Here is a 26,422-nt window from a genome sequence, read left to right as displayed (position 1 = left end):
AGAAGTTCATGAAAGGTACTCACGAACAATACAGAATCATGTTTACTGGCTCGATAGAGCCTTGGATAAATTGGTAAATCATAAGGACTTTCTGCAGCAGTAACCATGAAAAGACTGCGTCCATAATAGTACTTTTCCCTTGAACTATCCCAGCCGTAATCAGCATCAGGGTCAGAAAACTGCCGTTTACAATGGCACTTCCAGTTCCTTTGTTTTCGGCATTCACAAAGGAATTTACCATATGGTCTACCTCCAGTTATCACAGGTGATCCATCGGCTAAAATGCTGAGTGAATTTAAATTACCTAATAATCCTTCTGATGCTGATTTGTGAACAAATAACGATTGGAAAAGGATTTGGAGTTGATCATGTGCCTTTTGTGTATATTGAATATTTTTATTCTTTAAGGCTCGAGCAACCAGTTTTTCTACAATTTTAGGATTTTTAGGTTCAAGTTTTTGATTTTTTCTACCTTTCTTTTTAGGTTTATGCAATTTCCTTTTCTTCCGATTTGTAAGATGTGGTGTTGTCCCAAGCCAAAGTCGATTGAAGAAATCATAGAAGGTACCAACACCGGGAACATCATTTGGAGAAAAGCCACTGAGAATAGCTATGATTGGATTCGTTTTTAATTGATATACCCATTGATCAATACTAGTGATTCGCATTTTATGCATTAGTAGTAGACTGCGAAGCATATCACATGGATTACGCGGTTTCCTTCCTCTAGGATTAGAGGAATATCGATGTTTAAGAAGGTTGGCTGCTTCAGTTAAATCAATTAAAGAACACCAAACAATGGGTTCAAGGTAGAAAGCCTTTAAAAACAAATGGTTTGTAGGAAGTTTTGTTATTTCTTCTACAATAAAGTTTAGATACATTTCATGTGTTCGAACATTACCAAGCATACTAATTCCCCCATAATTAGTGGTAAAAAATTCCCTCACTTAATTATTGGGCGAATGTATGTTTGTCAAGACGGAAAGTTTGTTCCTACCCCTGATTTGGGGTGAAACATAAAAAAACCCTAGTCGAAAGACTAGAGCTAATGCGGAAAATTTATTTCCGAGAGTCTATTACACTTTATAGGGGGGGAGAATTCACACCCCTATATCAATCATTTTTCCATTTATATTTACTTATAATTAAAGCTCTCACCCAATGGAATCTATTCTGCTGAAATGCTATTTCTAATTTTTTAATAAAAGTCTACCTCTGCATATCCCACAGACATATCGGGAAATATCTATTTTTCTTTTACGTTTATATATTTGTTTGCATTCCTTGCATTCATAAATATATTTTATCAACTGTTTTTTTCTTTTTACTGTAGAAAGTGGTTTGCAATAACGCGGTCCGCCGACTTTTTCTAATAATTGCTTGAAGTCTTTATCTTTATGGCGATAGCCTTTTCCTTCTATATGCAAATGGTAGTGGCATAATTCATGTTTTAATATTTCAATAACTGCTTCGATTCCTTGTTCGTGTAAGTATTTCGGATTTACTTCAATATCATGCGTTCGTAAAAGATATCTCCCACCTGTTGTTCGTAGTCGGTTATTAAAACGTGCGATGTGGTTAAATGGTTTACCGAAAAGTTCTATGGAAAGCTGTTCACATAGTATTTGCAATTGTTTTTCGTCCATCATGAAAACTCCATACTTTTTTATAATCTTACCATAAAAATTATAGAATCACTGTAAATAAAATCGGCACATGAAATGCCTACTTGCATACACTAAGTAGTACCATTGGTACGTCTTGATAAATGCGTGGAAAAGGGAGGGCTTTTTATGCCACTTTGGTTAATGAAGCAACTTAGGCAAGCCTATTATGATAAAAATCGTTATCAAATTAAACTCTTGAATCAATGCTGGTTTTTTTATAGAAAAAAGCACTGTTCTTAGCACAGTGCTTTTTACAATTTAAAGTTCATTTTTTATCTTTGAACCGTCAAAAAAATTGCAGCTCTATCAATTTCTAGTTCGTTTCAATTATGCTTTATCTTCAGGTTTTAACATTGTTAAAGCTACACGGCCCTTTTTAATATCAACATCTTCAACCCAAACGGTTACAACATCGCCTACAGAAACAACATCCATTGGGTGTTTGACAAACTGTTTGCTTAATTTAGAGATGTGGACCAGTCCGTCTTGTTTAACGCCAATATCGATAAATGCCCCGAAATCGACAACGTTCCGAACAGTACCTTCCAATTCCATGCCTTTTTTTAAATCCTCCAATTGTAAAACATCTTTTTTAAGAAGCGGTTTTCTTACTTCATCGCGAGGATCCCGTTCCGGGCGGATTAATGCATCGATAATGTCTTTAAGCGTTGGCTCCCCAATGTTCAGTTCTTTAGCTGTTTCTGAAATATTTAATTCGCTTAAAGCCAATTTAAGTTTTTCACTACCTAAATCAGAAAGCGTACAGCCTACCTTCCCCAGCAATTGCTTTGTTTCTCCATAACTCTCAGGATGTATAGGTGTTCGATCTAGCGGCTCGTCTCCATCGATAATTCTTAAAAAGCCAATACACTGTTCGTATGTTTTCGCGCCTAATCTTGGGATTTTTTTCAACTGTTCACGATTTGTGAATTTACCTTCCGTTTCCCGCTGCTTAACGATGTTGGCAGCGACTGTTTTACTTAAACCGGATACATATTGCAATAACGAAACGGATGCAGTATTTACGTTAACGCCAACTTGGTTAACAACCGTTTCAACTACAAAAGTAAGAGATTCGCTAAGCTTCTTTTGAGAGACGTCATGCTGATATTGACCAACACCAATTGATTTCGGATCAATTTTAACTAGTTCTGCCAATGGGTCTTGTAATCTTCGGGCAATTGAAACCGCACTTCTCTCTTCCACTTGCAAATCAGGAAACTCTTCCCGCGCTAAATCTGAGGCAGAATAAACACTTGCGCCCGCTTCATTTACTATTAAGTAATAAATATCCCGATTCACTAGTTTTAATACATCTGCTACAAATTGTTCAGTTTCCCGAGATGCTGTACCATTTCCAATTGCAACAATTTCAATTGGATATTCATTTAATATCGATATTAATTTTTCTTTCGCTTCTTCAGGCTTTGCTTTTGGTGGATGCGGATAGATCACATCAATTCGCAACATTTTACCTGTTTCATCAACAACTGCTAATTTGCAGCCCGTTCGATATGCAGGGTCGACGCCTAATACCATTTTTCTTTTTAATGGTGGCTGAAGCAAAAGATTTTTTAAATTCTCAGAAAAAATACGAATCGCTTGGTCTTCTGCTTTTTCAGTCAATTGATTACGGAGTTCCCGCTCAATGGAAGGCTGAATAAGCCGTTTATATGCATCTTCAATGGCAATTTCAAGCTGTTCTTTCGCTATCGTTTCTTTCCCATTTAGCACTTGGTTATGCAAATATTGCAAAATATTTTCTACCGGGGGCTCAATCGTTACTCTTAATATTTCTTCTTTTTCACCCCGGTTTAAAGCCAAAATCCGATGCGGAACAATTTTACGAATCGCTTCTTCATATTCGTAATACATTTCATAAACTTTTTTCTCGTCTTTTTCTTCATCTTTTACAGTTGATTTGATGCTGCCTTTATGAAATGTTTCATTCCGAATCCACTCGCGAAATTCGGCAGAATCTGATATGTATTCAGCGATTATATCACGCGCCCCTTGCAAGGCATCTTCAGCAGACATGATTTCTTTCTCTTCAGAAATGAACATTTTTGCTTTCTCAATTAAATCGCCTTCTTGCGGCAGTGCATAAATCCATTCTGCTAATGGCTCAAGACCTTTTTCTTTTGCAATTGTTGCTTTTGTCCGACGTTTTTGTTTATATGGCCGATATAAATCTTCAACTTGTTGTAACTTCTCTGCACTTTCAATGCTTTTTCTTAATTCATCGGTTAATTTACCTTGTTCTTCAATTAGCCGTATTACTTCTTCTTTTCTTTTTTCAAGATTTTGGGCGTAATCCCATTTTTCCATTATTTCACGAATTTGAACTTCATCAAGGCCATTCGTTCTTTCTTTTCGATAACGTGCAATAAATGGAACAGTATTCCCTTCCTCAATTAATGAAATAACATTTTGTACTTGCTTTGGTTGAATATTCAGTTCTTTTGCAATGCTTTTCATAATAAACTCATTAGTATTGCTCATATAACCATGTCGCCACCTATCATGAAATTTTAAACATCTACACCGATTACTTCCCTTAACTTATTCAATGCCCTTCTTTGAATGCGGGAAACATGCATTTGTGAAATACCGACGATCTCACCAACCTCTTTTTGACTCATACCTAGAAAAAATGTATAGTGTAAAATTTCCTTTTCTCTAGCAGTTAATACCGCAAAAACCTTTTCGATTAATAATGACCGATCTATATCTGAAAATCCATCATCAAGAGAGCCAATCATATCTAATATTGTTATTTGTCCACCTTCCACATCAGATTCGATTTGGCTATCAATCGAAAGGGCATGATAGCTATTGTTCATTTCCATCGTTTCAAAAATTTCCTCTTCGGTTACACCTAAGTATTCGGCGATTTCACTAGCTTTCGGGAACCTTTCCAGCTCATTTGTTAAAATATCAACCGCTTTATTAATTTTCGGACTAAGCTCCTTAATTCTTCTTGGAACATGAACACTCCATGTTTTATCGCGAATAAAACGTTTAATTTCTCCTTCTATAGTCCGAATAGCAAATGCTTCAAAACTTTTTCCATAGTTTTCATTATAGCGGCGAATGGCAGCCAATAAGCCGATCATCCCCACTTGAACTAAATCTTCATGCAGTCCTTTTCCTTTTGAATATTTGCGTGCTAGCGACTCTACAAGATTTCTATAATAATCGACAATTTTTGCTTGGACATTTTTGTCCATCCCATCTTGATATTCTTTAATCCAATCATATATGAAATCATTTTTTTGCGGAGGTTGAGATTGTGTGATCACTTCGCTCCACCTCATCTCTTATTTAGCTGTTTTCTCTATTAATTAACTTGCTCAGACATTAAGAACGAACACTTCATTGATGAGATTTTTATAAGTAAGAAACCTCCTCCATTTTTGCATACCACATTTTAAGAAGGCCTGGCAAAAGGTTTCGGTTTCCGGTTAATCTATTTTCCATTATTAATCAAAGAATTGCATAAACAGAAAATCCAATCGCATAACACCGCATGCGTACTCCTGCTAAGTAGTAAATAATCATGTTGTCAAGTGCTTCTGACATTACTTAATTCTCATTAATAGCTTTATAAAATACGATAGTGTTGCATGATAGAGTTACGAAGCGGAGGATTTGTTAATGTCATTTTTTACAACTTGTCGACCAATTGTTTTTCCTTGACAATTTCTAGGTTAAATCGACAATATCATTCTTAAACTGACATCTGTTTTATTATTTCATTTTTTTATAGGTGTTTCAATTTATTTCATTTTTTGCAAAAAATAAAAAAGACCGCACCAATTAAAGGGCAGCCTTATTATCACTATTTTTAAAAATCAATAAGACCAATGCTTATTTGCAATGCCTCATCGACTTTTTTCATCATACTTTCATCAAGTGTAGTAATCTTATCCGTTAACCTTTGTTTATCGATTGTGCGAATCTGCTCTAACAAAATAACAGAGTCACGCTCAAAGCCGTATTTTTTTGCATCAATTTCAACATGAGTTGGCAACTTTGCTTTTTGGATTTGCGCTGTTATCGCCGCAACGATAACTGTAGGACTAAATCTGTTTCCAATATCATTTTGAATTACAAGTACTGGGCGAACGCCACCTTGTTCAGAGCCGACTACAGGTGAAAGGTCAGCAAAATAAACGTCGCCTCGCTTAATATTCAATGGATTACACCCCGCTTACTAAGCGCTCTAAGGTGTGGTCCGCTTCCTCCTCAGCAAGAAAGGCTTCAGACGCAATATTCAAATTGATTTTTGCCATTTCCATATAACCGCGTCTCATCGCTTCACGTATTTGTCGCTTTCTACGCTCTCTGAGGTACATTTTTGTTGCTTGGTAAATAAATTCGTTTCGGCTGCTTTTTTCTTGTTTTAAAAATCCATCCACTTCATTGATTAGCGCTTGTGGCAACCGAACTAAAATTTCTTGTGTACTATCAGACACAAATATACACCTCCACCATCAACTGCACACCATATTAAAAAAACTCAATTTTACACCATCTTAATAATACCATCGTACAAGTTCATATGCAAAACAAAATTGGATTACATTTTTGTGACAATTTCACAATGAACTTTAACGATCGTGCTTTCCATCGAGGCGAAGATTAATATAAGTCCGTGGTACTCGTGAAGAAATTAGACATGGAATTTCATAATTAATCGTATCTAATCTTTGGGCAACTTCATCAATAGAAATTTTTTCAGATCCTTGACTGCCAATGAGTGTTACTTCAGTACCAACCGGCACTTTTTTAGGAAGTGCGACCATCATTTGATCCATACAAATCCGCCCGATGATTGGACATCTTTTGCCACAAATAAGCACTTCGGAAAATTTTAACTTGCGTATCCATCCATCAGCATATCCAATCGGAACCGTTCCTATCCATTCATTTTTTTCTGTTTGATAAGTTCCCCCATAACTGATTCGTTCTCCAGGAGCAACCTCTTTCACATGAACAATCTTACTTTTTAGAGAAAAAGCTTCTTTCAACGGAAAAGGAAGCTGATCCTTTATATCCGTAGAAGGTGATAAACCATACATAGATATGCCAAATCTTACTGCGTTAAATACTTTGTCCGGGAATCTAAGCGCTGTAGCACTATTAGCGCAATGGATCATTTCAACTTCAATATTCCTATCATTAAGCCAAGAAATACATGTGAGAAAACGGTTGTATTGCATTTGAAAGTACGATGTATCCAATTCGTCGGCAGTTGCAAAGTGAGTAAAAACGCCCGTCATTTTGAATTGTGGATGTTCTTTTAAAAAATTAATAATTTCATCAAATTCCTCTTCTTCCCGAACTCCAATTCTCCCCATTCCTGTATCGATTTTCAAATGAAAATGAACCTGTTGTTCTTCATCTAAAAATTCTTTCGCGGTTTTCAACCAATCCATTTGAAAAACGGTTAGTGTTATATTATTACGTATAGCGACCTGTACATCTTTTGGCCTCGTCCAGCCTAAAACAAGAATGGGAGCATTTATTCCTTGTTTACGAAGTTCAAGTGCTTCATCCAAAAGAGCAACAGCCAAAAAAGAAGCACCTGCTTCCAGAGCCGTTCTGGCGACTTGCAATGCGCCATGGCCATAGCCATTCGCTTTTACAACTGCAATAATAGCAACATCATTTGGTAGGTGCTTTTTCAAATTTTGAACATTTTCATATATACAATTTAAATCAACTTCAGCCCAAGTATCTCTATAAAAGACCGTTTCCACTTAGATTGCCTCCAATAGTACTAAGTTTTTTTCTTCGATTTTAATCCAATCCGTTGATTTGTCAATAAGAAAAGGCTGCCCAATAAGGGTCAGCCGCCTCTATTTTACTTTATTGCCTGACCTTGCACAGAGCGAGCAATTTCATACATTTCTTCTTGCGATAAATCTTGAGAAGCTAAGTAGAAATCAACACCCCCATAAGACCAAGAAAGGGCATTTTCAGTTAAAACTCCTACTGTGAATCCTAAATCTACTGGCTCCCCATCTACAAATACAGGTGCGCTGGCCGGTAAAACTGTTGATACTTCTTCAAACAACGTAAACGATTTTTCTCCGGCATATGTCAAGACAATTCGTTCACCACTATCAGTCTTCACTCTCTTTTCTTCAATCAGTTCCATTCCAGGTGTATATTCTGGATATAACACCGTCAATTTAGCATCGGCAGGCTGCGCCATTGTAGGTGTATCTAATTCTGCACTAGTTTTATTCTTTTCTAAATCAAAAGCATCTTTATCAAACTTGGAATCAAATTCAAATCCATTAAACTCAACTTGAACAAGTGGTTGTCTATCTTGGTCCATCACTTTGACCATCACAGGCGATAAGTCTTTTTTATTAATTGTGATTTCTTGAATTGGTAACGTTTTATTGTTTTGATAATTTGTTTTTGTTTCAAAAACATATGTTGTATCTGTTTGTGAAAATTTTGATTTATCATCATCTAAAATATCTTTTACTAAAGATTCATATAAATAGGCTTGACTCGAATTTTCAGGCCAATCGCTCTGGAAGCGGAAGCTTTTGTTTAAAGCAGGTGTAATGACAAATACACCTTCTTTATTGCGGAGAATCATTTGACTTTGTTCTTTATTATCACTTTTTAAATGAACACGGTAGAAATCCGGTTTATTATGCCAAATATCAATGCTGTAATCTTGCGGCTCATTGCCTGTTTGTAATGTGAGTGTCGCATTTGCTTTATAACCTGTAATTTCCTCCATCTTTTTGTTTAAAGCTTCTTTAACATCTTCTTGGCTCTTTGACCCGCAACCCACTAAGCCCATGACGAGTACAAGTCCTACAATTAATAATGCAAAGCTTTTCCTCATTTCCTCAACCCCTTTGTCTCGTTTCGGACAAAGAAGGGAACATATTAAATATTTAATGTACGAAAAACAGATGGTAGCCCCTCAATGATATCAGTGGCGATGCAGTCGATCATTGAATGGTTTTCATTGACTAACACATCTGCCGCTTTACCATGGACATAAACTGCATTGCTGATCGCTTCTTGCAAATTCTCATGGTTCATGACAAAAGCGAGAATGATGCCGGTCAAAACATCACCAGATCCGCCTTTGGCAAGGGCTGCATTGCCGCTTGTGTTCACATATTGGGAACCTGATGGGGTCGTTACGATTGTAAAAGGACCTTTTAAAACAAGGTATACTCCATATTCTAGCGCAAATTTCCGTGATAACTGAAAGCGGTTTTTTTCGATCTCCTCAATGGAACAGCCGGTCAAGCGGGCAAATTCACCTGTGTGAGGCGTCAATATTGTTGGATAAGGTCTTGTTTTCAACCTTTCTTTGAGCCTCGTTAAATAAAATAACCCATCTGCATCGACTATAAGCGGTACCTTCGCGTTGTCAAGTAAAGTTGAAAGGATCTTTTCACCGCCACTTTCCCGACCAACACCAGGACCGAAAGCAACAGCGTCAAACCGTGAGACATCCGTTCCCAACTCACCATTGAAATGACCGTTTTCGGTTTCCCACGGCGAAAACATCGCCTCAACAATTTGACTTGCAACGATTGGGTGAATAACATCTGGTATAGCCAATGTAGTAAGCCCCCCGCCTGCGCGAAGTACAGCTTTCGTTGTCATGACCGGTGCCCCTGTCATATCCAAAGAACCGCCAATGACTAAACCTTTCCCATGCATTCCCTTATGAGAAGATGGAGACCTGCGCTGCATCGTTTTTCTAACTTCTTTTTCCGTCCAGCATCTTCGTTCGAGCTTGACGACCGATTGGGTTGCTTTTTTCGGAATGCCGATCGAAACCACTTCCAACTTTCCATAATAATCACGAGCTGGATAAGTAAAAGCACTAATCTTTGGATGTTGTAAAGTTATAGTTACATCAGCTTTAAATGCTAGATTAATAGGATGATTGCCATCAGCTGGGACTCCGCTTGGAATATCGACGGCAAGTTTTAATTTTTTTAAGTTGTTGCAAGCAGCGATTAACTCAGAATAAGGAGATTTGAGTTCCCCTTTTACTCCGATTCCGAGCATCGCATCTATGATACAATCGTAATTCTGCAAAATGTTCACATTTGTTATTGGGTGGACGTCATAGCCTGACTTGCGAAAAATTTCATAATGGTATAAAGCATCACCCTTTAATTTTTCTTCAGCAACAATCAAAATTGCATCTGCTTGAAATTCTAAACTTTTTAAAATGCGAGCAATGACAAACCCATCTCCGCCATTGTTTCCAGAGCCAATTAAAATGGCTATTTTCTGGTCTTTGTGTAAATAAGGCAAGGCTTTCTGAACAAAGGCTTGACCGGCATTTTCCATCAGCATAATCCCTGAAAGACCAATTTCCTCCATAGTAAAGCGGTCAATTTCGTACATTTCACTTGCAGTCACTACTTGCACAATGTTCCCTCCTAAGTGCACTAAAAATATATGAGACAAAGTCCTTTAATATGCAGACTAGCTGTGACAAGCCAAGAAATATTTTTTGTTTTTTATATTAATTGCAGATTCTATATTTCTTCTATTATTACTTGAGCAATGGCAAACTCTTTCGAATGTGAAATCGATAGATGGACAATTTCATTCTCTTTCGTTTTTATTTCCGGTTTTCCGAACAGGTCTGGAATGATCTCAATATTTTGGAAACTTAAATTTTTGCCTATTCCAGTTCCTTTCGCCTTAGCATAAGCTTCTTTAGCAGCAAATCTTCCTGCTAAAAATTCCACTTGCCGACTTTGAGATAAATTATTAAAAATTTGCAATTCTTTTTCCGTTAAAATTCTTTGCGCAAATTTTTCTTGTCTTTCAAGTATTGTCCGCACTCTATTGATTTCAACAATATCAATGCCAGTGCCTATGATCATGAAAAAGCATCCTTTCTTCTAAATAAAATAAAGAAACAATATAATGTATAATGGTATTATGCAAACAATAAATGCATAAAAGGATGTGCATCATTTCAAAAAAATAGATTTAATAAGGAAGAAACTTACTAATTACAGTATAGCAAAGGGGAACTGCTATGTTTATCCGCAATGAAAATTTTCGCTCATTTATTCACCATTATCCCATTGTGACGACAATTTTAGTAATTCATTTTGCGCTATGGGTTATTATTTCTTTTTTGCCTTCCGGCGAGCAGGTACTTGTACTAGGAGTCGGTTCCAATTACGATGTCCATAATGGGGAATATTGGAGGGTGCTTACGCCAATTTTTCTACATAGCAGCTTTGGGCATATGTTATTTAACTCATTTTCTTTCATTTTATTCGGGCCTGCTTTAGAAAAAATGTTAGGGAAATTTACTTTTTTATGCACCTATCTATTAAGCGGTATATTTGCCAATATCGGTACATATTTTGTCGCACCGATCAATTATTATCATCTCGGTTCCTCCAGCGCGATCTTCGGCTTGTTCGGTATTTATTTATACATGGTTATTTACCGGAAAGATTTAATTGATCGAATGAATGCACAAATTGTCATATCCATCTTAGTAATCGGTCTAGTGATGACTTTCTTCCGTGCAAATGTCAATATATACGCCCATATTTTCGGTTTGTTGGGCGGATTAGCGCTAGCACCGATTGTATTAAGAAATGCAAAGCGTTTTTATTGACAATTGATGAATAATAAGGTGAAAATTGAACAAAGGCATTTTACTACTTCGGTATTCCCTTAAACCATGGCTCTATGAGATTGAACACAAAGTAAAATGCCTGCCTTTTTCAAAAAAAACCCCTATTACCTCTTCGGCAATAGGGGGCATTTATTTGATTGATTTCGAATGTATTCCACGTAAATCAAAGAGATTTAGTTAACATTTTCATAAGTCGTAATTTCAGTAGATTGTGGTTTAAATCCTGTTGCCCGTGCAGCAGTGATTACTTTCCAAATATTCATCAAATATACAGTAAATGCGATAAGTGTCACAAATCCGAAGACTACACGAGTGTTCAAATATGGAAGAATTGTTTCACGGATTGTGTAGAATTCTTCTCCTCTCATAGAGCCTTCAATTAATCCAGCAATTGTTAACGGAATAAACATGCCTAAAAATCCAACTAGGACAGTCCAGAAATGGATATTGCCAAGTTTAACGCTATAGCTGTCAGCCCCATAATAACGTCCTAAAATCCAATAAGTAAATGCAAAAACACCAAATGAAATAAATCCTAACAACGCTAAGTGGGCATGACCAACAACCCATTGTGTCGCATGTGTATAATCATTTACAAAACGAATGGATTGTAATGAACCTTGAACGCAGTTCATAACATAGAAAATCATTGTTGCGACAACAAATTTTCCTGGTAATCCAAGCGGCTTTTTGCTATTTCTCAACAATACTAAAATAATATAGAACCAGATAAATGTTGGAATTAACATCCCTACAGATGTCCATTCACCCATATACTTCCAGAAATTGTTTACAGGTGCTTCATTGTATAATAGATGGTGTAGCACGGATGGCGGAATAAAGATTGCAACTGCAAGGAAATGTAATTTCGTTAAAAAGTGCGGGTATGGTGAATCCTTTCCTTCCAATCCTGTCATTTTAGGAACAACATAGTAGAAAATACCTTGAATCGAGAACATAAACCATCCATTTACAGCGTTATGCGCCCAAGTCCACACATTCAAGTTTTGCAAAACACCTGTCCATGGAATAAAGTTACTCCATAAATAGTTGATCCCTAAATATAAAGCAGAAAGAACCATGAATATCAAAGCAGGAGAAAACTTCGGAATATTATTTCTACCTTTAATGATTGTTGCCATAATATTACCGAAGAATATTAGCCAAATGAAAACAACAACGATATTTAAATACCAAACAGGCTCATTATATTCACGACCTGTATTTTGCCCCATTAATAATGTAACGACAACAGCAGCTATGGCAACATGCATTAAATAATAATGTAAGTTTCCGAGTTTTCTAGAAACTAAGTCTGTTTTTACAATACGCGGAATGATATGATAGTAGGCTCCAAACAATGCCATTGACAGCCAGCCAAAAATAACTGCTTGCAAGTGAATAGCCCGAAGTCCGATAAAGTTCAACGAATTCGGAAAAATATCCGGTCTTACCAGCATTAAGGCCAAAAGAATCCCAACGATAGCAACAACTACTAAATAAAATGCGCTTGTTAATAAAAACTTGCTAGCAACATTGCTGGAATTTTCATACCTTACATCAACATTATTTGCTATCAATATAATCCCTCCCTCTTAACGCTCTTCATATGGGCTCTTAAATGTAGAAAGCCATTGGGCCAATGTTTTAATTTCATCATCAGACAATTTACCTTCAAATGGCGGCATTAATTGTGTACCATTTCGAATAAACGCTTCAATCGCTTGCTCATTTAAACGAAGGCCAACAGCATCTAGAGTTGGGCCTGTTGCCGCTCCCAATTGCCCACGATAGCTATGGCAAGCTAAACAGCCTGCACGAATAGCGATATCTTGGCCTTTGTCTGATAATTCTGTTCCCCAATAAGGAGCCCCATGGTCTTCAGCAAGTCCTTTTTCAGCAGTTGCAAATGAAAATACTAAGAAGAATAATAGCAATACAGCTCCAGCACCTGACCAAATAATCAGATTTTTCAACTTGACCATCCTCCCTTTCAATTATGAACTTTACTATGGTTGGTAATAAAAGACGCTCTTAATACTTTCAACCACCTCCTCATTTTCATAAACATCAACCCAGATAATGTAACGGCTAGGTTGAATGTCTTCTTTATTTAAAAGAGATATTTCTATCTCTTTTATCTCCTCTTTTCGAGATTCCATTTTGATCGTGCTAGGTTCGATCGCCAGCTTTAAACTAGGGTTTTGGCTGCGGACTTGAAGTGAAAAAGTTTTCGTCTCTTCTGTTCGATTGGCGATTTCAAAATCATATAAACGGCTATACTCTGCCGTTACTTCAGTTGAATCGTTTATAGAAGCCTCAGCGACATTAGCTGTAGCAGGTTTTAAATTAAAATTTAAACCATTATCTAAATAAATCCCAATTGCAAACACGATAGATAAAACAACTGCTCCGCCTAAAAAACTATAAGATAAGGTATCGAATTTTTCTTTTAATGACGGATCTCGAGGTTCAAATGTCATCGCCAAGCAATTTTCTGTACCATAACTCATTCCTTTAGCCTGAAATTTTTCAGCCCTCACTCCGCAAGCAACAACGCATTCTTGGCAGCTAATGCATGAATCTTGCTTGGTTAGATAACGTGGTTTCAAACCCATCAAACATGCTTTTGTACACATATCACAATCAATACAAGCATCTGGATTGAAGGTAACTTTTAATACTTTATTTTTTTGGACAACTTTTTGCAGCAATCCATAAGGACAAGCAGTGTTACAAAAACTGTGACGTATAACAATAAGATCTATGAAGGCAACAACCATAAATTTAGTTCCAAGCACCCAAAACCAAATGGATGGCCCCTCTTTAAACCAACGAATAATTTCATCCGGACCGACAAAATAAGAACAAATTACTGTAAAAAAAGCCCATATGAATACAATTCCAATTAACATTCGAAGGATGATATCGATTAATAATTTCGTTTTTTTCGCCGAAGGTTTACGCATTCGCTTATATTTTTCAATTCTCTTAACAATTGAATCCCCAAACTCAGACCAAGTCGTTTGCCCACAAGCCCATCCGCAAAACAATCTTCCAAATGTTCTAGCAAATAGCGCTAAAACGAGTAAACTTATTGCAAATGCTAAAACGAGCAAATACATCTGTCCGAGCATAAAGGTTTTTCCAAGTATTACAAAGTAACCGTTTCCAAATTCAAATCGAAACCCATCGATCCATGGTAGGATCGTAAATATCGCCAACGCTAATAACTGTGTAACCCGGCGAGAATAGCGTATTTTAATCGTACCCATAGTGATCCTCCTATCCCTGTTGCACACATTATAGGGAAATTTTTTTTAGTTTGTTATGATTTAAATCACTGTGAAATTTATCACAGTTTTGTAAAAACCTTGAAATTTCAATAGCTCAAGCCACTTAAGTGATTTACAGCACATCGATAAATTTTTATTAGTTTTACAATATTGAAAAAAAATTAGCTTTGAGGAGTGAAAAATATGATTCAATTGGATGTATATCAAAAAGTTAAGCGCCTTCAAAAATATGTTGCTTGGGCATCTGCTTTTATTGCTTTTTTTGGAATTGGTGGCGGCGCCATCATGTATATTAGCGGTCTGAAAGTTTTCGGAGTTGTATGGACCATTCTTGGTTCACTTGCTTCAATCATACTGCCTGTTTCTGCTTTGAAAGATTTAAAGGCGGATTATATAGAGAATGATTGATTTTTTTCATGTTGGCCAGATTGTTCGCATAAATACGTGTTCTTTCGATTATTTTAATGAGTTTTTAAGAAAGCTGACTGCTGGGAGGTGAGTCAGAAATGACGTTATGGACACTATTGAAAAAACATTTGTTTCGAAACAAAAGAAAAGTGGCTATGATGACTTTTAGTTTAGTAGCAATCATTGCTATTATTACATCTTTATATCATTTATTATTTGGTCTAAACAAAGGACTATCTAAAACGTTTGACGAGCTAGGAGCAAATATTATTGTTTCTCCCAAACAAGATGATATCTATGTTGCCTATGGACCTGTTTATATTGGCGGAGAAATGAAAACAATGAAACTTGAAGATTTAGAAGTTATTAAAAACATTTATAACAATGAATACATCGCATATATTTCTCCTAAACTTTTAGACAAAGTAAAAATCAATGACCAATTTGTCGGGCTAATCGGCGTTAAATTTAAAACTGAAAAAGCCATTCGAAATTGGGTGAAGTATGAAGGCAGCTATCCAGAGCATGAAAATGAAATTATGTTGGGAGCAAAGCTTGCTAACAAGCTTCAAGCTAATGTAGGGGCCATTCTAACGATTAAAAATGAAGATTTTACTGTATCAGGTATTTTTGAGCAACTTGAAAACGAGGAAGATCAGCTTTTGTACATGGATCTAAGTAAAGCACAAAACTTGCTCAATAGAGGGTCTGAAATTTCATTTGCTGAAGTCGTAGCTTTTTGTTACGCCTGTCCAATCTATAATATTGCAGGCAATATTCGCTCTGACATGAAAGATGTAGATGTAAAGCCATTGCAAGATATTGCACTTGCACGCGAGGAAACAATCGATAAGTTCCGAATGTTTTTTTATACTGTCGCCATTATCATCATTGTTTCCGGCATTTATGTATTAATGAGAATGATGTCTTCATATGTCCGTACACGTAGTGCTGAAATTGGCTTATTAAGGACAATTGGTTTTCCTAATAAACAGATAGATTTGCTTATTTTAACAGAGGCTTCCTTGATGGGGTTGATTGGAGGCGTTTTTGGCTATCTGATTGGTTTAGGGATCGATGCGGCCGTTATTGCGATATGGTTTAAAGATCAAGCGCTTGTTGCCACACATTGGGAAGCAGTATTAGGGACCATTGTTTTAGCTGTATTAATGATTTGGATTGCATCGATTGGACCGACAAGATATGCCACTACGATTGATCCGGTTGAAGCATTAAAAAAATGGTAAAGGTGTGGTAATAATGACAAATGTGCTGCTCACACTTGAAGATGTGTACAAAAAATTCCAGGATGGACAAACAGAAGTGGATATTCTGAAAGGAATTTCTTTTTCAATTCATACAGGCGATTTCGTTTCGATTATCGGCCCTTCCGGTTCCGGTAAAAGCACATTGCTGACCATTTGCGGCGGCTTGCAGGAGCCAACAACTGGCAAGGTCGTCTTTAAAGACATTGATCTTTATAATCTATCGAAAGAAGAGCTGACGGAATTTAGACAAAAGCATATCGGCTTTGTTTTTCAACATATGCATTTAATTCCTTATTTGACTGCTTTAGAAAATATAATGCTGCCATTAGTGCCGCGAAAAATTGCAATACAGGAACAAATTGAACGGGCAAAATTCATGCTTGAGCAAGTTGGTTTAGCTGATAAGGCCAACCGCTATCCCAACCAGCTTTCTGGAGGTGAACAAGGACGGGTGGCGATTGCTAGAGCAATTGTAACGAATCCATCGCTGCTTCTTGCCGATGAGCCGACCGGTAATTTAGATTCAAAAACGAGCAAAGAAATTATGGATTTATTTGCCGCTTTAAATAAAAAAGGACAGACGATTTTATTCATTACCCATCAACTGGAATATGCCTCGTACGGCAACCGTATGTTTGAAATGAAAGACGGCGCAATTAATGAGGCGGTTTTGAAATGAGCTGGCTTCAACTCGTTTTTGTAGGACTAAAAAAGCGGCGCAAACATACAGCTATTTTACTTACTGGTACAATTTTAGGCGTTTTAATGATTACTGTTGTCCTCGCTTCTTACCAAGGAATGAAAGAGTCCGTCAAAGAAAATTTAGAAAGGTACGGGGAAGTTTATATTTTATCCAACGAAAATAAAACCGAACAAATTTCGTATCGCGGAGTCCCTTTATTTATAAATAGCAATGTCCAATCAGAAAAACTATCGAAAGATGAGTTCGTCAGCATAAAAGAAAAAAGCAACAACCATTTTATCGGAATTAGTCCTCGTGCTGTTCAAGCAGTTGTGAATCAAGATGATAATAAAACTTATGCACTAGTCGGAATTGACTTGGAAGAAGAAAAGAAATTAAAACCTTGGTGGAAAGTGTGGGGATCCTGGCCAAATGCAGAAAAAGAAATTTTAATCGGCTATGATATTGCCCAAAAATATAATTTGTACGAAGGTGATACGCTTAACCTTTCTCTTAATGGGAGTGAGGAAACTTTTGTTGTATCAGGATACCTTCACTATACTGGCCATATTGATGATCAACTGATGTTTACATCTATTAATCACCCGTTTTTCGCTAATGGAATTGATTTTGTAGAAGCAGCTTTACCTTATCAAGCCGTCATGAAAGAAGAACATGTCCCGCTTGGCTGGTCTTGGTCAAAAGTTGAAAGTACAATTGATGAAAAAGCAGAAATCATTAGTGAAATTGCAAAAATCACGCCTTATATCTTTATTGCTGTCACATTGTTAGGAACTGCAGTTATTTTTGTTACCCTTCTTTCTCAAACGGAAGAAAGGCGAAATGAATTCTCACTTTGGCGCGCCATCGGTTTTAATCGTGCAATGATAAGCAAAATTTTAGTGATGGAAACAGTAGCTATAGCTATTATCGGCAGTTTAATTGGCATTATGATTGGTATAGCGCTAGCTAATATTTTCAATGGGATGATGAGCGAATTTGAGTTTTTTGCCATCATTTCTTGGAACCAAATACTCATAATTATATCGGCAACGATTATTGTTTCCATCTTAACTGCCATCTATCCAATTAGCCTCGCTTTAAAGCAAGATCCATTGAAGCTGTTGAAAATAAACGGATGAACGTGAGGCTAAAATCCATTCGTTCCCGCTTTACCCCTAGCAACCTAATAGGTTAACAACAAATAAGACATTACTTTCTGGAGCTTGCTAGGGTTACAACGTAAGTAGCTGACAGTAACAAAACAAAATGGCAACGGTATTTTGTTGTTGCTTTAGATGGGGTTCTCACTTGTATCTGGGTACACGGAAGCTTTAGAAAAAAATAATTTTTGCCCATCTAGCCTTTTAGGCGTTAGGCTTTTTTACTAAAAAAAAATTCCTCTGTTAATAGCAAAACTTAACAACAAATGCTAAATCTAAATGAAACCATTTCATCCGACATTCAAGAAATTACTTCAGATATTAAGAAAGTATTAAAATTTATAGTAAGTTTCCAAAAAAGATAGTCGTCGCCTACTATCTTTTTATTTTGTTAGGAAAAAATCATCAATAAATGAAACTTAACATATACCTTTATCGTAAAATAAGTACATTAAATTCCGATAAGGGAGTAGATATTATGCTAAAGAAAATAATAAGGACATTACTAAACTCGAACCATCATCATTATAGCAGCAGTGATTATAAAAAAAATATATATAAAAAGCATGGGTTCCACAGTCATTCAAGCTACGGACATAATCATTATAAAAGAAAATATAAAAGCGGCAGCTTTTTTTCAGACTTTTTTAGTAGTTGAGTAAAAAATGATTAATAATTTCCTTCAAAATTTAAAAACGATTATTTATGACCGCCCATTTAAAAATGGAACGATTATTAATGATAAATATACGATTATCGATTGTTTAGGGATGGGGAGTTATGGAATTACCTATTTAACTCAAAATCATTTAAATAATAATGTATGCGTCCTTAAACAAATGAAACCATCTAGAAAAAAATTAGAGAAAGTTCATTTATCATTTGAAAATGAAAAAAATATTTTATCTTTATTAAACCATCCCCAAATTCCTAAATTTGGAGAAAGCTTCACTTTTAATGGACATCATTTTTTTACGATGGAGTATGTCAATGGACGAACCTTTGAAGATTTAATTTTTAAGGAAATGATGGTTTTTAAAGCAATTGATGCATTCCACATACTCCGTGATGTGCTTGATATTGTCGCTTATATTCATAGTCATAACATTATTCATCGTGACCTACGAATACCAAACATCATGGTGAAGGACGGCGTGATTTATGTGATAGATTTTGGGTTGGCACGTTTTATCGATGATAGGCGTAATGATGTGTTTAATACCGAGATGAAAGGTTATGACATTGAAAAAAAGTTAAAACGAGAGATCCATTATAAAAGTGATTTTTACTCATTAGGACATTTTATTTTATTCCTACTTTATTCAGGCTATACACCAGTTTCAAAAAAAGAAAAAAGTTGGGAAGAAGAGTTAGTGTTACCTGATCGCGCTCGGCAACTTATTAGACGTCTCCTTCAATTAGACCCTCCATATAATCATGTAGAAGAAGTTATTTATGATGTTGATCAATTAATTTATGAATCAAAATAAAATAAGGATGATACTCTATCAAAATATTGGACACATACATTGAACCCTACTGTGCTTTTGCTTGGTATTCTCTTTAAAGGGCTGTCAGAAAAGTTGATGAAAATCAACCTTTAGCACAGCCCCTTTCGTGTGTTTATATACCGTTTGGTTTGATAATATAGTCTTTTGCTTTTTTTGTTCCGTTCACACAAAAATCACTGAAATATTGAAATCCATATAAAGCAATCGCTCGAATAAAGGTACTCAAAATATATTGCCATTTAGAGATTCTAACTAACCTAAAGATTTTGAATCGTTCGGCGTATTCAACTCCACCTAAATAAGCAAATACACTTTGCATAAGAACATTCATCACCAAGTATCGAACGAACTTACCATAAAACCATTTCAACATCCAAAAACTGCTCACCAAGTAAGGACCCATAATGAAAAAATCCATGCTATTAAATAAGGAGATTCCTTTATAAAACCGCCACCATTTCCGCTTTTCTCCAAATTTATCGATTGCTTTGGTTAAAAAGGAGATAAAAATGACCGAATACAGATATTTTTCTACTTCTCTTTTTCTCATAAAAAGCATAGAAATCCAAGGAAACAATAACACCCCCAATAATATAAGCGTTTGTTTTTTCATCATTTCACCTCCAATAGTAGTATTTACCTCCCGGCAGGTGTTTATAGAATGTTATGGTGATTCCTTTTTATACCTACCTTCTGAATAACTCCTCATCGAAATGAGGAGGTTCTTTTACTCTCACCCTTCTAAATGTGCGAAGCCTAACAATTAAATACTGTTAGATTGAGTAGATAAATTGTGATGCTTTCTAAAATATTTGAAGTGTCAATTAATGATTTAGTAAAGAAGATTTTATCTCAATTAGATAAAGAAGATTATTAAAAGCATCCTTTGTCCTTAATCGATTCATCCTTTCATTGAAATGAAGGGTGTTCTCTGTGGTATATTGCTGTTAACAGAGGAGAAAAACAAATCCTTACAAATACAGTTGTTCGTATTCTTCAAATTTACACCCCCATTTTTCTTTCCTTACCATTAATTCTGAATAAATTCCTCACTTTTCCAAAAAATAAGCTTGTAAATCATCCAATCATTGTGAGGGTTAGTTACCATGGACAATACAGATCGTGTATCTCCGATTCATATCATTTTTCTAATAACGACTGCCAGTGGTTTCAATACACATGTATTTCTTATTCATCATTTGATTTCATCTTCGGGAAGAGATGCTTGGATTAGTGTACTTATTACAATGGTGCTTGCAATTTTATGGGCGCCCCTTTTGTTTTTCATTCATAAAAAAACTTATTCCGAATCAATATTTAACTTGATCGAAAATAGACTCGGCAAAAAGTTGTCTTTATTTCTTCTATCCATTATGATTATTTACTTTACACTAATTTCTATAGTCACTTTGCGGGAGACCATTACATGGACAACAATTGCCTATTTACCTGAGACTCCCCAAATTCTTGTTAGTATGATAATAATTTCATTATGTTGGTACCTTTCCATCTCAAAATTCAGCGTCATGAACGTCATTAATGTTCTTCTACTAACTTTTATCATCATTTTCGGATTGTTTGTTGGAATATCAAATATTCAGTTTAAAAACTATTCCTTAATAATGCCAATGTTAGAATATGGGTACCGTCCTGTAATAGAAGGAGTCTTTTATCAAGCTTCTGGTGTTATGGAGATAACTTTGTTTTTATTACTTCAACATAAAATAAAGAAACCATTTCGTTTTCGCCATTTATTCATCGCTATTCTTTTCTTAACAATCTTAACGCTCGGCCCCCTCCTTGGGGCAATTGCAGAATTTGGAGTACAAGAAGCACAGAAACAAAGATTCCCAGCTTACGAACAATGGAATCTCGTTTCGATTGGTATCTATATTAACCATGTTGATTTTTTATCTATTTATCAATGGTTATCAGGGATATTTATACGCATTTCTTTATTTCTTTTCATAGTAAAAGAAACAATAAAAGTAAAAAACACCCGAATAAAAAATCTACTTTTACTGATGCTATCTATAGTAATTGCAGGTGGGGCTTTAATTCCGATCACAGATTTTCAATTTCTTTATTTAGTAAAGAAGTTTATATTACCTGCTTCATTTATATTTTTCTTCTCCTTACCAATCATCCTTACGATGATTGTATTCATCAAACCAAAAAATGAGAGAGGTCAAACAAATGAAGTTTAACAGAGGCAGCGGTAAGGGGCGTACCACTGAAAGTTCAAATCTTAATGAAAATATGTTCAAAGAAACTTTTCAATCATGTTTAGATGTAGTTTTTACATCTCTTAATTTTCACGGAAATGATGTAACTTTTATTTATTGTGCAGGTCTGATTGATAATGTGATGCTTTATAATACGGTTCCTGCACGACTCGATGAATATTTTCAATTACCTCTTGAAGATCGAAAAGATCGTTCATCCATTACAAAATTACAACTTCCTTCTGTTAAACCCATTGAAACTTTAGAACAAGCAGAGGTAGAAGTTTTTTCAGGAAAATTATTAATATTATTCAAAGCCGATAACACCGTTTTATCAGTCGATATTTCAAAAAAACCTCAGCGAAAACCAGAAGAAACTACATTAGAAATAAGTTTCAAAGGCCCCCGTGATAACTTTATTGAAGATATAATGACGAATCTTGCATTAATTCGAAAAAGATTGCCAACAACATCATTTGTTTGTGAAAACTTCGAAGTTGGTAGGCGCACGAAAACAAAAGTATTTCTTCTTTACATAAATGATGTCGCAAATAAAGAAGTTCTTAAGTACATTCGAAGGAAAATTGATTCAATTGATATTGACGGACTTTATAGCAGTACACAACTAGAAGAATTAATAGATGAAAATTTTATTTCCATATTTCCTCGTTATACCAGCACCGGAAGACCTGACTATTCTGTACAAGCTTTGCTAAATGGTCGGTTTGTTATTTTGATTGATGGTGTATCCCATGCACTTATTACACCAGTCAATTTATTCTTTTTGTTGAAAACTGCGGAAGACACGGAAACGGGCTTTTTTTATAATTCTTTTGAAAGATTGATAAGGCTTGTTGCAGTTGCAATTGCAGTTCTTTTACCGGCATTTTGGGTTGCTTTAACTTCATTTCATCAAAATCAAATCCCTTTTACTTTATTAGCAACCATTGTCGAAGCAAGAAAAGGTGTTCCACTCCCAACCGCTTTGGAAGCAATTCTTATGCTGTTATTATTTGAGATGTTTAAGGAGGCTGGAATGCGGCTCCCTTTATCAATTGGACAAACTTTTAGTGTGATTGGCGGTCTAATAATAGGAGATGCAGCCATACGAGCAGGATTAACAAGTCCTGCTATGCTGGTGATTATTGCTGCATCAACGATTGCGACCTTTACACTAGTCAATCAAACTTTAACAGGTGTTGTTTCTTTAATTCGTATTTTTATGATCATTACAGCTTCACTTTTTGGTTTTTTAGGATTGTTCGTTTCACTTTACTTTTTGGCAATCATTATTGGTCGAGTTCACTCATTTGGTGTCCCTTACCTGCAAGTTGCATCAAGACTTAGCATAAAAAACATATTTAAATCAATCTTCAAAGTTCCTGAAAAAACAAATAAAAGTCGGCCAAGTTCTTTGCGCCCATCTGATCAAACGAAAAAGGGTGGCTCAACATGAGTTTTTTTAAAAGGGGTTCTCTTTTATTAATAAATTTTTTGATACTTATTTTATTAACTGGGTGCTGGGACGCGAATGAACCTGAAAGAATGATTTACGTTCATGGATTAGGTGTAGATTATAAAGATGACAGATATTATGTTTATTTACAGATTATTAATCCTTCCTCGCTAGCAAAATCTGAAGCAACTGGAGGGGAAGCGAATATTCATGTTGTCGTTGGACGCGGTGATGGAAAAACAATCAATGATGCTTTCTTTGATGTGTATCGTTCGACGTCACGAAGAATTTATTGGGGACATTTAGCTTATATTATTTTTTCAGAAAATGCACTAAAAAAAGACGGTGCGATCGTAGGGACTCTTGGAGTAATTAGCAGATATCATGAAACACGTTATAATACTTGGATTTATGGTACAAAGGAGCCGTTATTTGATCTGTTAAAAACACTTCCTCAATTAGAAATGTCGATTGCTCTATCGCGCCTTACTGATCCAAAAGCAACCTATAGACAAAATTCACTCATTAATCCAATTACTTTAAGGGAATTATTAATTAAATTAAATGAACCTCCTCATCAAGTCCAAATACCTTATGTTAAATTGACCAAAAAAGATAAGTGGCAAACTGACAAAGAGCCTACACAAGTCGTTGAAATATATGGTGCATTTTTTGTTGCAAATAACAATGTAAAGGATTTTATTATTAATGAAATAAATGGAATAAGATGGACAAACAAAGACGCAACAAGACAGGAAATAACTGTAAACCATGGTCCAACTCATGTTAGTCTACTAGTTGACCAAGTAAAAGTAAAATACAAACCAATCATAAAAAACGGCCAGTTCATTCGTTTTCAGATGAACGTTGAAATTATTAGCAGAATAAGGGAAATTGTTAAAAAAGAACCTTTGAAAAAAATTAATAACAAAGTAAGAAAAAGAATTGAAAATGAAATTAAAGAAACTTTTGTTAGAGGACTTGATAACGATTTTGATATTTTTCGCTTATCTGAAAAATTATATCGCCGAAACGTCCGTATTTGGAAAAAAATTGAACAAAACGGAAAAATACCATTAAATGAGGATAGCTTGGAAGTCTACGTCAAAGTAAAAATTATTCATGGAGAAAGAGATCGTAATATACCTATAACTGAAAAACTATCTGATTAAAAGTGAGGGACGGACATGGTGCCGGAGATGGTACAGGAGAGGGGTCTGGCACCACACCACAGATGGTGCCGCAGACGGTACACCAGAGGGATCTGGCACCCTACCCCAGACGGTGCCGCAGACGGCACACCAGAGGGGGCTGGCACCCTACCACAGATGGTACCGCAGGCGGTACACCAGAGGGGGCTGGCACCCTACCACAGATGGTGCCACAGGCGGTACACCAGAGGGGGCTGACACCACACCACAGACGGTGCCGCAGACGGTACACCAGAGGGGGCTGGCACCGCCATGCAGATATTTCTTAAAAAAGAAAGCACCTTAAACCGATTGATGGTCGGCTTAAGGTGCCTTTTATTGCGCATTTATTTATTATATGTTTTTTTCCTTGCACTGCCAGTACTTGTGCTGCGCCCTCTTCCACTCCGGTTGTGGATTGCTTTCATTCGACTCTTTCCTGTCTCACGTCTACGATTATCTCGTTTTTTCTCTTTTACGATAATTGGTGCTTCTTCTGTTAGATGTACAGGCGTAGTATCAGGTTCTTTTGTTAACAATTTGATCGCTGCAGCAACAACTGTTACTGAATCATGTTCATCAAGCAATTCTTCAGCTAAATGCTTATAAAATGAATAATTCTCATGTTGTATAGTATAAAGAATTTTTTCCGCAGTAATTCTCTTTTGACCTTCTAAAGCGTCATCCAAAGAAGGAATAGGTCTGCGGACCATCGTCCTTTTTGTTATTCGCTCGATATTTTTTAGCTGCCCCATTTCTCTAGGGGTTACAAAAGTATAGGCAAGCCCTGTTTTTCCAGCACGTCCTGTTCTTCCGATCCGGTGAACATAACTTTCCGGATCTTGCGGAATATCAAAGTTATACACATGTGTCACACCAGAAATATCTAAACCACGGGCTGCTACATCCGTTGCTACAAGCACTTCAATAGTTCCTGATTTAAACTTATTCAAAACAGAAGTCCTTTTTGCTTGTGTTAAATCCCCATGAATCCCTTCTGCAGCATAACCTCTTGAATTAAGTGCTTCACTTAACTCATCAACGCGTCGTTTTGTCCGACCAAAAACAATGGCTAGTTCTGGAGATTCCATATCTAATAATCGGGTTAATACATCGAACTTCTTCTTTTCATGCATCTCAATATAATATTGCTCAATATTGGGAACAGTCATTTCTTTTGCTTTTACTTTTATTAAGACCGGATCTTTCATAAAATTCTCGCCGATTTTACGAATCGGATCCGGCATTGTTGCAGAAAACAGCAACGTTTGGCGCTCGGTCGGCACTTCTTTAAGGATAGCCTCAATATCACTAATAAAACCCATATTCAGCATTTCATCTGCTTCATCTAAAACAACGGTCTGTATATTATTCAAACGGATTGTTCTCCGATTTATGTGGTCAATTAAACGACCAGGCGTCCCAACAATAATATGCGGTTTATTTTTAAGAGCGCGAATTTGGCGGTTAATATCTTGTCCGCCGTAAATTGGCAATGCTTTAACCCCTTTAAAATGTCCAATTCGATTCAACTCTTCCGCAACTTGGATTGCCAACTCCCGTGTTGGAGCCACAACAATTCCTTGAATTTGAGGATTTTTCACATCAATTTTTTCAACCATCGGAATACCAAAAGCTGCTGTCTTTCCAGTACCCGTTTGCGCTTGGCCAATGACATCCTTCCCTTTTAATGAGACAGGTATCGTTTCAGCTTGGATTGGAGTTGCTTCCTCAAAACCCATTGCTTGAATTGATTTCATTACTTGTTCGCTAATTCCTAATTCATGAAACATTGTCATGTATTCAAAACTCCCTAACTTCTACAATTTTGCATATTAAGTAATGCTATCATATTTCCATATCTTACGCAAATAAAATAA

25 protein-coding genes are annotated in these 26,422 nt (G+C 36.1%); 10 read left to right on the top strand and 15 right to left on the bottom strand.

Features of this window, described 5'->3' with window-relative positions; translation table 11 throughout:
- Window positions 1-908, bottom strand: a 908-nt coding sequence (locus tag HR057_RS12000; RefSeq protein ID WP_173731681.1) for a transposase, incomplete at its 3' end; no start/stop codon positions are given.
- A gap of 282 nt (window positions 909-1,190) precedes the next feature.
- Window positions 1,191-1,646, bottom strand: a complete 456-nt coding sequence (locus HR057_RS11995) for a SprT family protein (RefSeq protein ID WP_173731680.1) — start codon at window positions 1,644-1,646, stop codon at window positions 1,191-1,193.
- A gap of 147 nt (window positions 1,647-1,793) precedes the next feature.
- Between HR057_RS11995 and cmpA the strand changes: the two genes are divergently transcribed.
- Entirely contained in the window at window positions 1,794-1,907 is a 114-nt protein-coding gene (gene cmpA / locus HR057_RS11990) for a cortex morphogenetic protein CmpA (RefSeq protein ID WP_173731679.1), read from the top strand.
- Between the two features lie 87 nt (window positions 1,908-1,994).
- Here the strand turns inward: cmpA and HR057_RS11985 are convergent, their stop codons facing one another.
- From HR057_RS11985 to acpS, 8 genes are all read right to left on the bottom strand, one after another.
- Window positions 1,995-4,169: a Tex family protein gene (locus tag HR057_RS11985; RefSeq protein WP_173731678.1), complete on the bottom strand. Its 2,175-nt coding sequence runs from the start codon at window positions 4,167-4,169 to the stop codon at window positions 1,995-1,997.
- Window positions 4,170-4,198: 29 nt separating this feature from the next.
- Window positions 4,199-4,969 carry an RNA polymerase sigma factor SigB gene (sigB, locus tag HR057_RS11980; RefSeq protein WP_173731677.1) on the bottom strand — a complete coding sequence of 257 codons (771 nt, stop codon included), beginning with the start codon at window positions 4,967-4,969 and terminating at the stop codon, window positions 4,199-4,201.
- Window positions 4,970-5,514: 545 nt separating this feature from the next.
- Window positions 5,515-5,865 carry a type II toxin-antitoxin system PemK/MazF family toxin gene (locus tag HR057_RS11975; protein WP_173731676.1) on the bottom strand — a complete coding sequence of 117 codons (351 nt, stop codon included), beginning with the start codon at window positions 5,863-5,865 and terminating at the stop codon, window positions 5,515-5,517.
- Between the two features lie 4 nt (window positions 5,866-5,869).
- The gene (locus tag HR057_RS11970) at window positions 5,870-6,151 is read right to left on the bottom strand and encodes a CopG family ribbon-helix-helix protein (protein WP_173731686.1); all 282 of its coding nucleotides are present in this window, start codon (window positions 6,149-6,151) and stop codon (window positions 5,870-5,872) included.
- A 129-nt stretch (window positions 6,152-6,280) separates the two neighbouring features.
- Entirely contained in the window at window positions 6,281-7,432 is a 1,152-nt protein-coding gene (alr, locus tag HR057_RS11965; protein ID WP_173731675.1) for an alanine racemase, read from the bottom strand.
- A 104-nt stretch (window positions 7,433-7,536) separates the two neighbouring features.
- Window positions 7,537-8,544 (bottom strand): LolA family protein, encoded by a 1,008-nt coding sequence (locus HR057_RS11960; RefSeq protein ID WP_173731674.1) that lies wholly within the window; start codon window positions 8,542-8,544, stop codon window positions 7,537-7,539.
- 44 nt (window positions 8,545-8,588) lie between these two features.
- Entirely contained in the window at window positions 8,589-10,103 is a 1,515-nt protein-coding gene (locus tag HR057_RS11955) for an NAD(P)H-hydrate dehydratase (protein WP_173731673.1), read from the bottom strand.
- Window positions 10,104-10,213: 110 nt separating this feature from the next.
- Window positions 10,214-10,567, bottom strand: a complete 354-nt coding sequence (gene acpS / locus HR057_RS11950) for a holo-ACP synthase (RefSeq protein ID WP_173731672.1) — start codon at window positions 10,565-10,567, stop codon at window positions 10,214-10,216.
- Between the two features lie 158 nt (window positions 10,568-10,725).
- On the opposite strand from acpS, the gene HR057_RS11945 reads away from it, so the two are divergent.
- The gene (locus HR057_RS11945) at window positions 10,726-11,322 is read left to right on the top strand and encodes a rhomboid family intramembrane serine protease (RefSeq protein WP_173731671.1); all 597 of its coding nucleotides are present in this window, start codon (window positions 10,726-10,728) and stop codon (window positions 11,320-11,322) included.
- A 194-nt stretch (window positions 11,323-11,516) separates the two neighbouring features.
- Here the strand turns inward: HR057_RS11945 and HR057_RS11940 are convergent, their stop codons facing one another.
- Genes HR057_RS11940 through HR057_RS11930 form a run of 3 tightly spaced genes read right to left on the bottom strand, consistent with a single transcriptional unit; the run spans window position 11,517 to window position 14,618 of the window.
- Window positions 11,517-12,923 carry a cbb3-type cytochrome c oxidase subunit I gene (locus tag HR057_RS11940; protein WP_173731670.1) on the bottom strand — a complete coding sequence of 469 codons (1,407 nt, stop codon included), beginning with the start codon at window positions 12,921-12,923 and terminating at the stop codon, window positions 11,517-11,519.
- A 15-nt stretch (window positions 12,924-12,938) separates the two neighbouring features.
- Window positions 12,939-13,319, bottom strand: a complete 381-nt coding sequence (locus HR057_RS11935) for a c-type cytochrome (RefSeq protein WP_173731669.1) — start codon at window positions 13,317-13,319, stop codon at window positions 12,939-12,941.
- A gap of 33 nt (window positions 13,320-13,352) precedes the next feature.
- A complete protein-coding gene (locus HR057_RS11930) occupies window positions 13,353-14,618 on the bottom strand; it encodes a 4Fe-4S binding protein (RefSeq protein ID WP_173731668.1) in 1,266 nt (421 codons plus the stop codon).
- A 204-nt stretch (window positions 14,619-14,822) separates the two neighbouring features.
- On the opposite strand from HR057_RS11930, the gene HR057_RS11925 reads away from it, so the two are divergent.
- From HR057_RS11925 to HR057_RS11905, 5 genes are all read left to right on the top strand, one after another.
- The gene (locus HR057_RS11925) at window positions 14,823-15,047 is read left to right on the top strand and encodes a hypothetical protein (protein WP_173731667.1); all 225 of its coding nucleotides are present in this window, start codon (window positions 14,823-14,825) and stop codon (window positions 15,045-15,047) included.
- Between the two features lie 98 nt (window positions 15,048-15,145).
- Complete coding sequence (locus HR057_RS11920) at window positions 15,146-16,294, top strand: ABC transporter permease (protein ID WP_173731666.1); 1,149 nt, start codon at window positions 15,146-15,148, stop codon at window positions 16,292-16,294.
- A 13-nt stretch (window positions 16,295-16,307) separates the two neighbouring features.
- Window positions 16,308-16,994: an ABC transporter ATP-binding protein gene (locus HR057_RS11915; protein WP_173731665.1), complete on the top strand. Its 687-nt coding sequence runs from the start codon at window positions 16,308-16,310 to the stop codon at window positions 16,992-16,994.
- The gene (locus tag HR057_RS11910) at window positions 16,991-18,139 is read left to right on the top strand and encodes an ABC transporter permease (RefSeq protein ID WP_173731664.1); all 1,149 of its coding nucleotides are present in this window, start codon (window positions 16,991-16,993) and stop codon (window positions 18,137-18,139) included. The genes HR057_RS11915 and HR057_RS11910 overlap by 4 nt, the downstream gene beginning before the upstream one ends.
- A 686-nt stretch (window positions 18,140-18,825) precedes the next feature.
- On the top strand, window positions 18,826-19,650 hold the full coding sequence (locus tag HR057_RS11905; protein ID WP_173731663.1) for a serine/threonine protein kinase: 825 nt from the start codon (window positions 18,826-18,828) through the stop codon (window positions 19,648-19,650).
- A gap of 133 nt (window positions 19,651-19,783) precedes the next feature.
- On the opposite strand, the gene HR057_RS11900 is transcribed toward HR057_RS11905, so the two are convergent.
- Complete coding sequence (locus HR057_RS11900) at window positions 19,784-20,284, bottom strand: hypothetical protein (protein WP_173731662.1); 501 nt, start codon at window positions 20,282-20,284, stop codon at window positions 19,784-19,786.
- 493 nt (window positions 20,285-20,777) lie between these two features.
- Between HR057_RS11900 and HR057_RS11895 the strand changes: the two genes are divergently transcribed.
- Genes HR057_RS11895 through HR057_RS11885 form a run of 3 tightly spaced genes read left to right on the top strand, consistent with a single transcriptional unit; the run spans window position 20,778 to window position 24,524 of the window.
- Entirely contained in the window at window positions 20,778-21,878 is a 1,101-nt protein-coding gene (locus tag HR057_RS11895) for a GerAB/ArcD/ProY family transporter (RefSeq protein WP_173731661.1), read from the top strand.
- Window positions 21,868-23,352 (top strand): spore germination protein, encoded by a 1,485-nt coding sequence (locus HR057_RS11890; protein WP_173731660.1) that lies wholly within the window; start codon window positions 21,868-21,870, stop codon window positions 23,350-23,352. Before HR057_RS11895 ends, HR057_RS11890 begins: the two co-directional genes overlap by 11 nt.
- The gene (locus HR057_RS11885; RefSeq protein ID WP_173731659.1) at window positions 23,349-24,524 is read left to right on the top strand and encodes a Ger(x)C family spore germination protein; all 1,176 of its coding nucleotides are present in this window, start codon (window positions 23,349-23,351) and stop codon (window positions 24,522-24,524) included. The genes HR057_RS11890 and HR057_RS11885 overlap by 4 nt, the downstream gene beginning before the upstream one ends.
- Window positions 24,525-24,889: 365 nt before the next feature.
- Here HR057_RS11885 and HR057_RS11880 read toward each other — a convergent pair whose 3' ends face one another.
- Window positions 24,890-26,341 (bottom strand): DEAD/DEAH box helicase, encoded by a 1,452-nt coding sequence (locus HR057_RS11880; protein ID WP_173731658.1) that lies wholly within the window; start codon window positions 26,339-26,341, stop codon window positions 24,890-24,892.
- Window positions 26,342-26,422: the final 81 nt, after the last annotated feature.

Source organism: Calidifontibacillus erzurumensis, assembly GCF_013303125.1.
GTDB classification, from domain to species: Bacteria; Bacillota; Bacilli; order Bacillales; family Bacillaceae_J; genus Calidifontibacillus; species Calidifontibacillus erzurumensis.
Note: the sequence above shows the minus strand (reverse complement) of the source record. Positions and strands in the feature narration are given on the sequence as shown.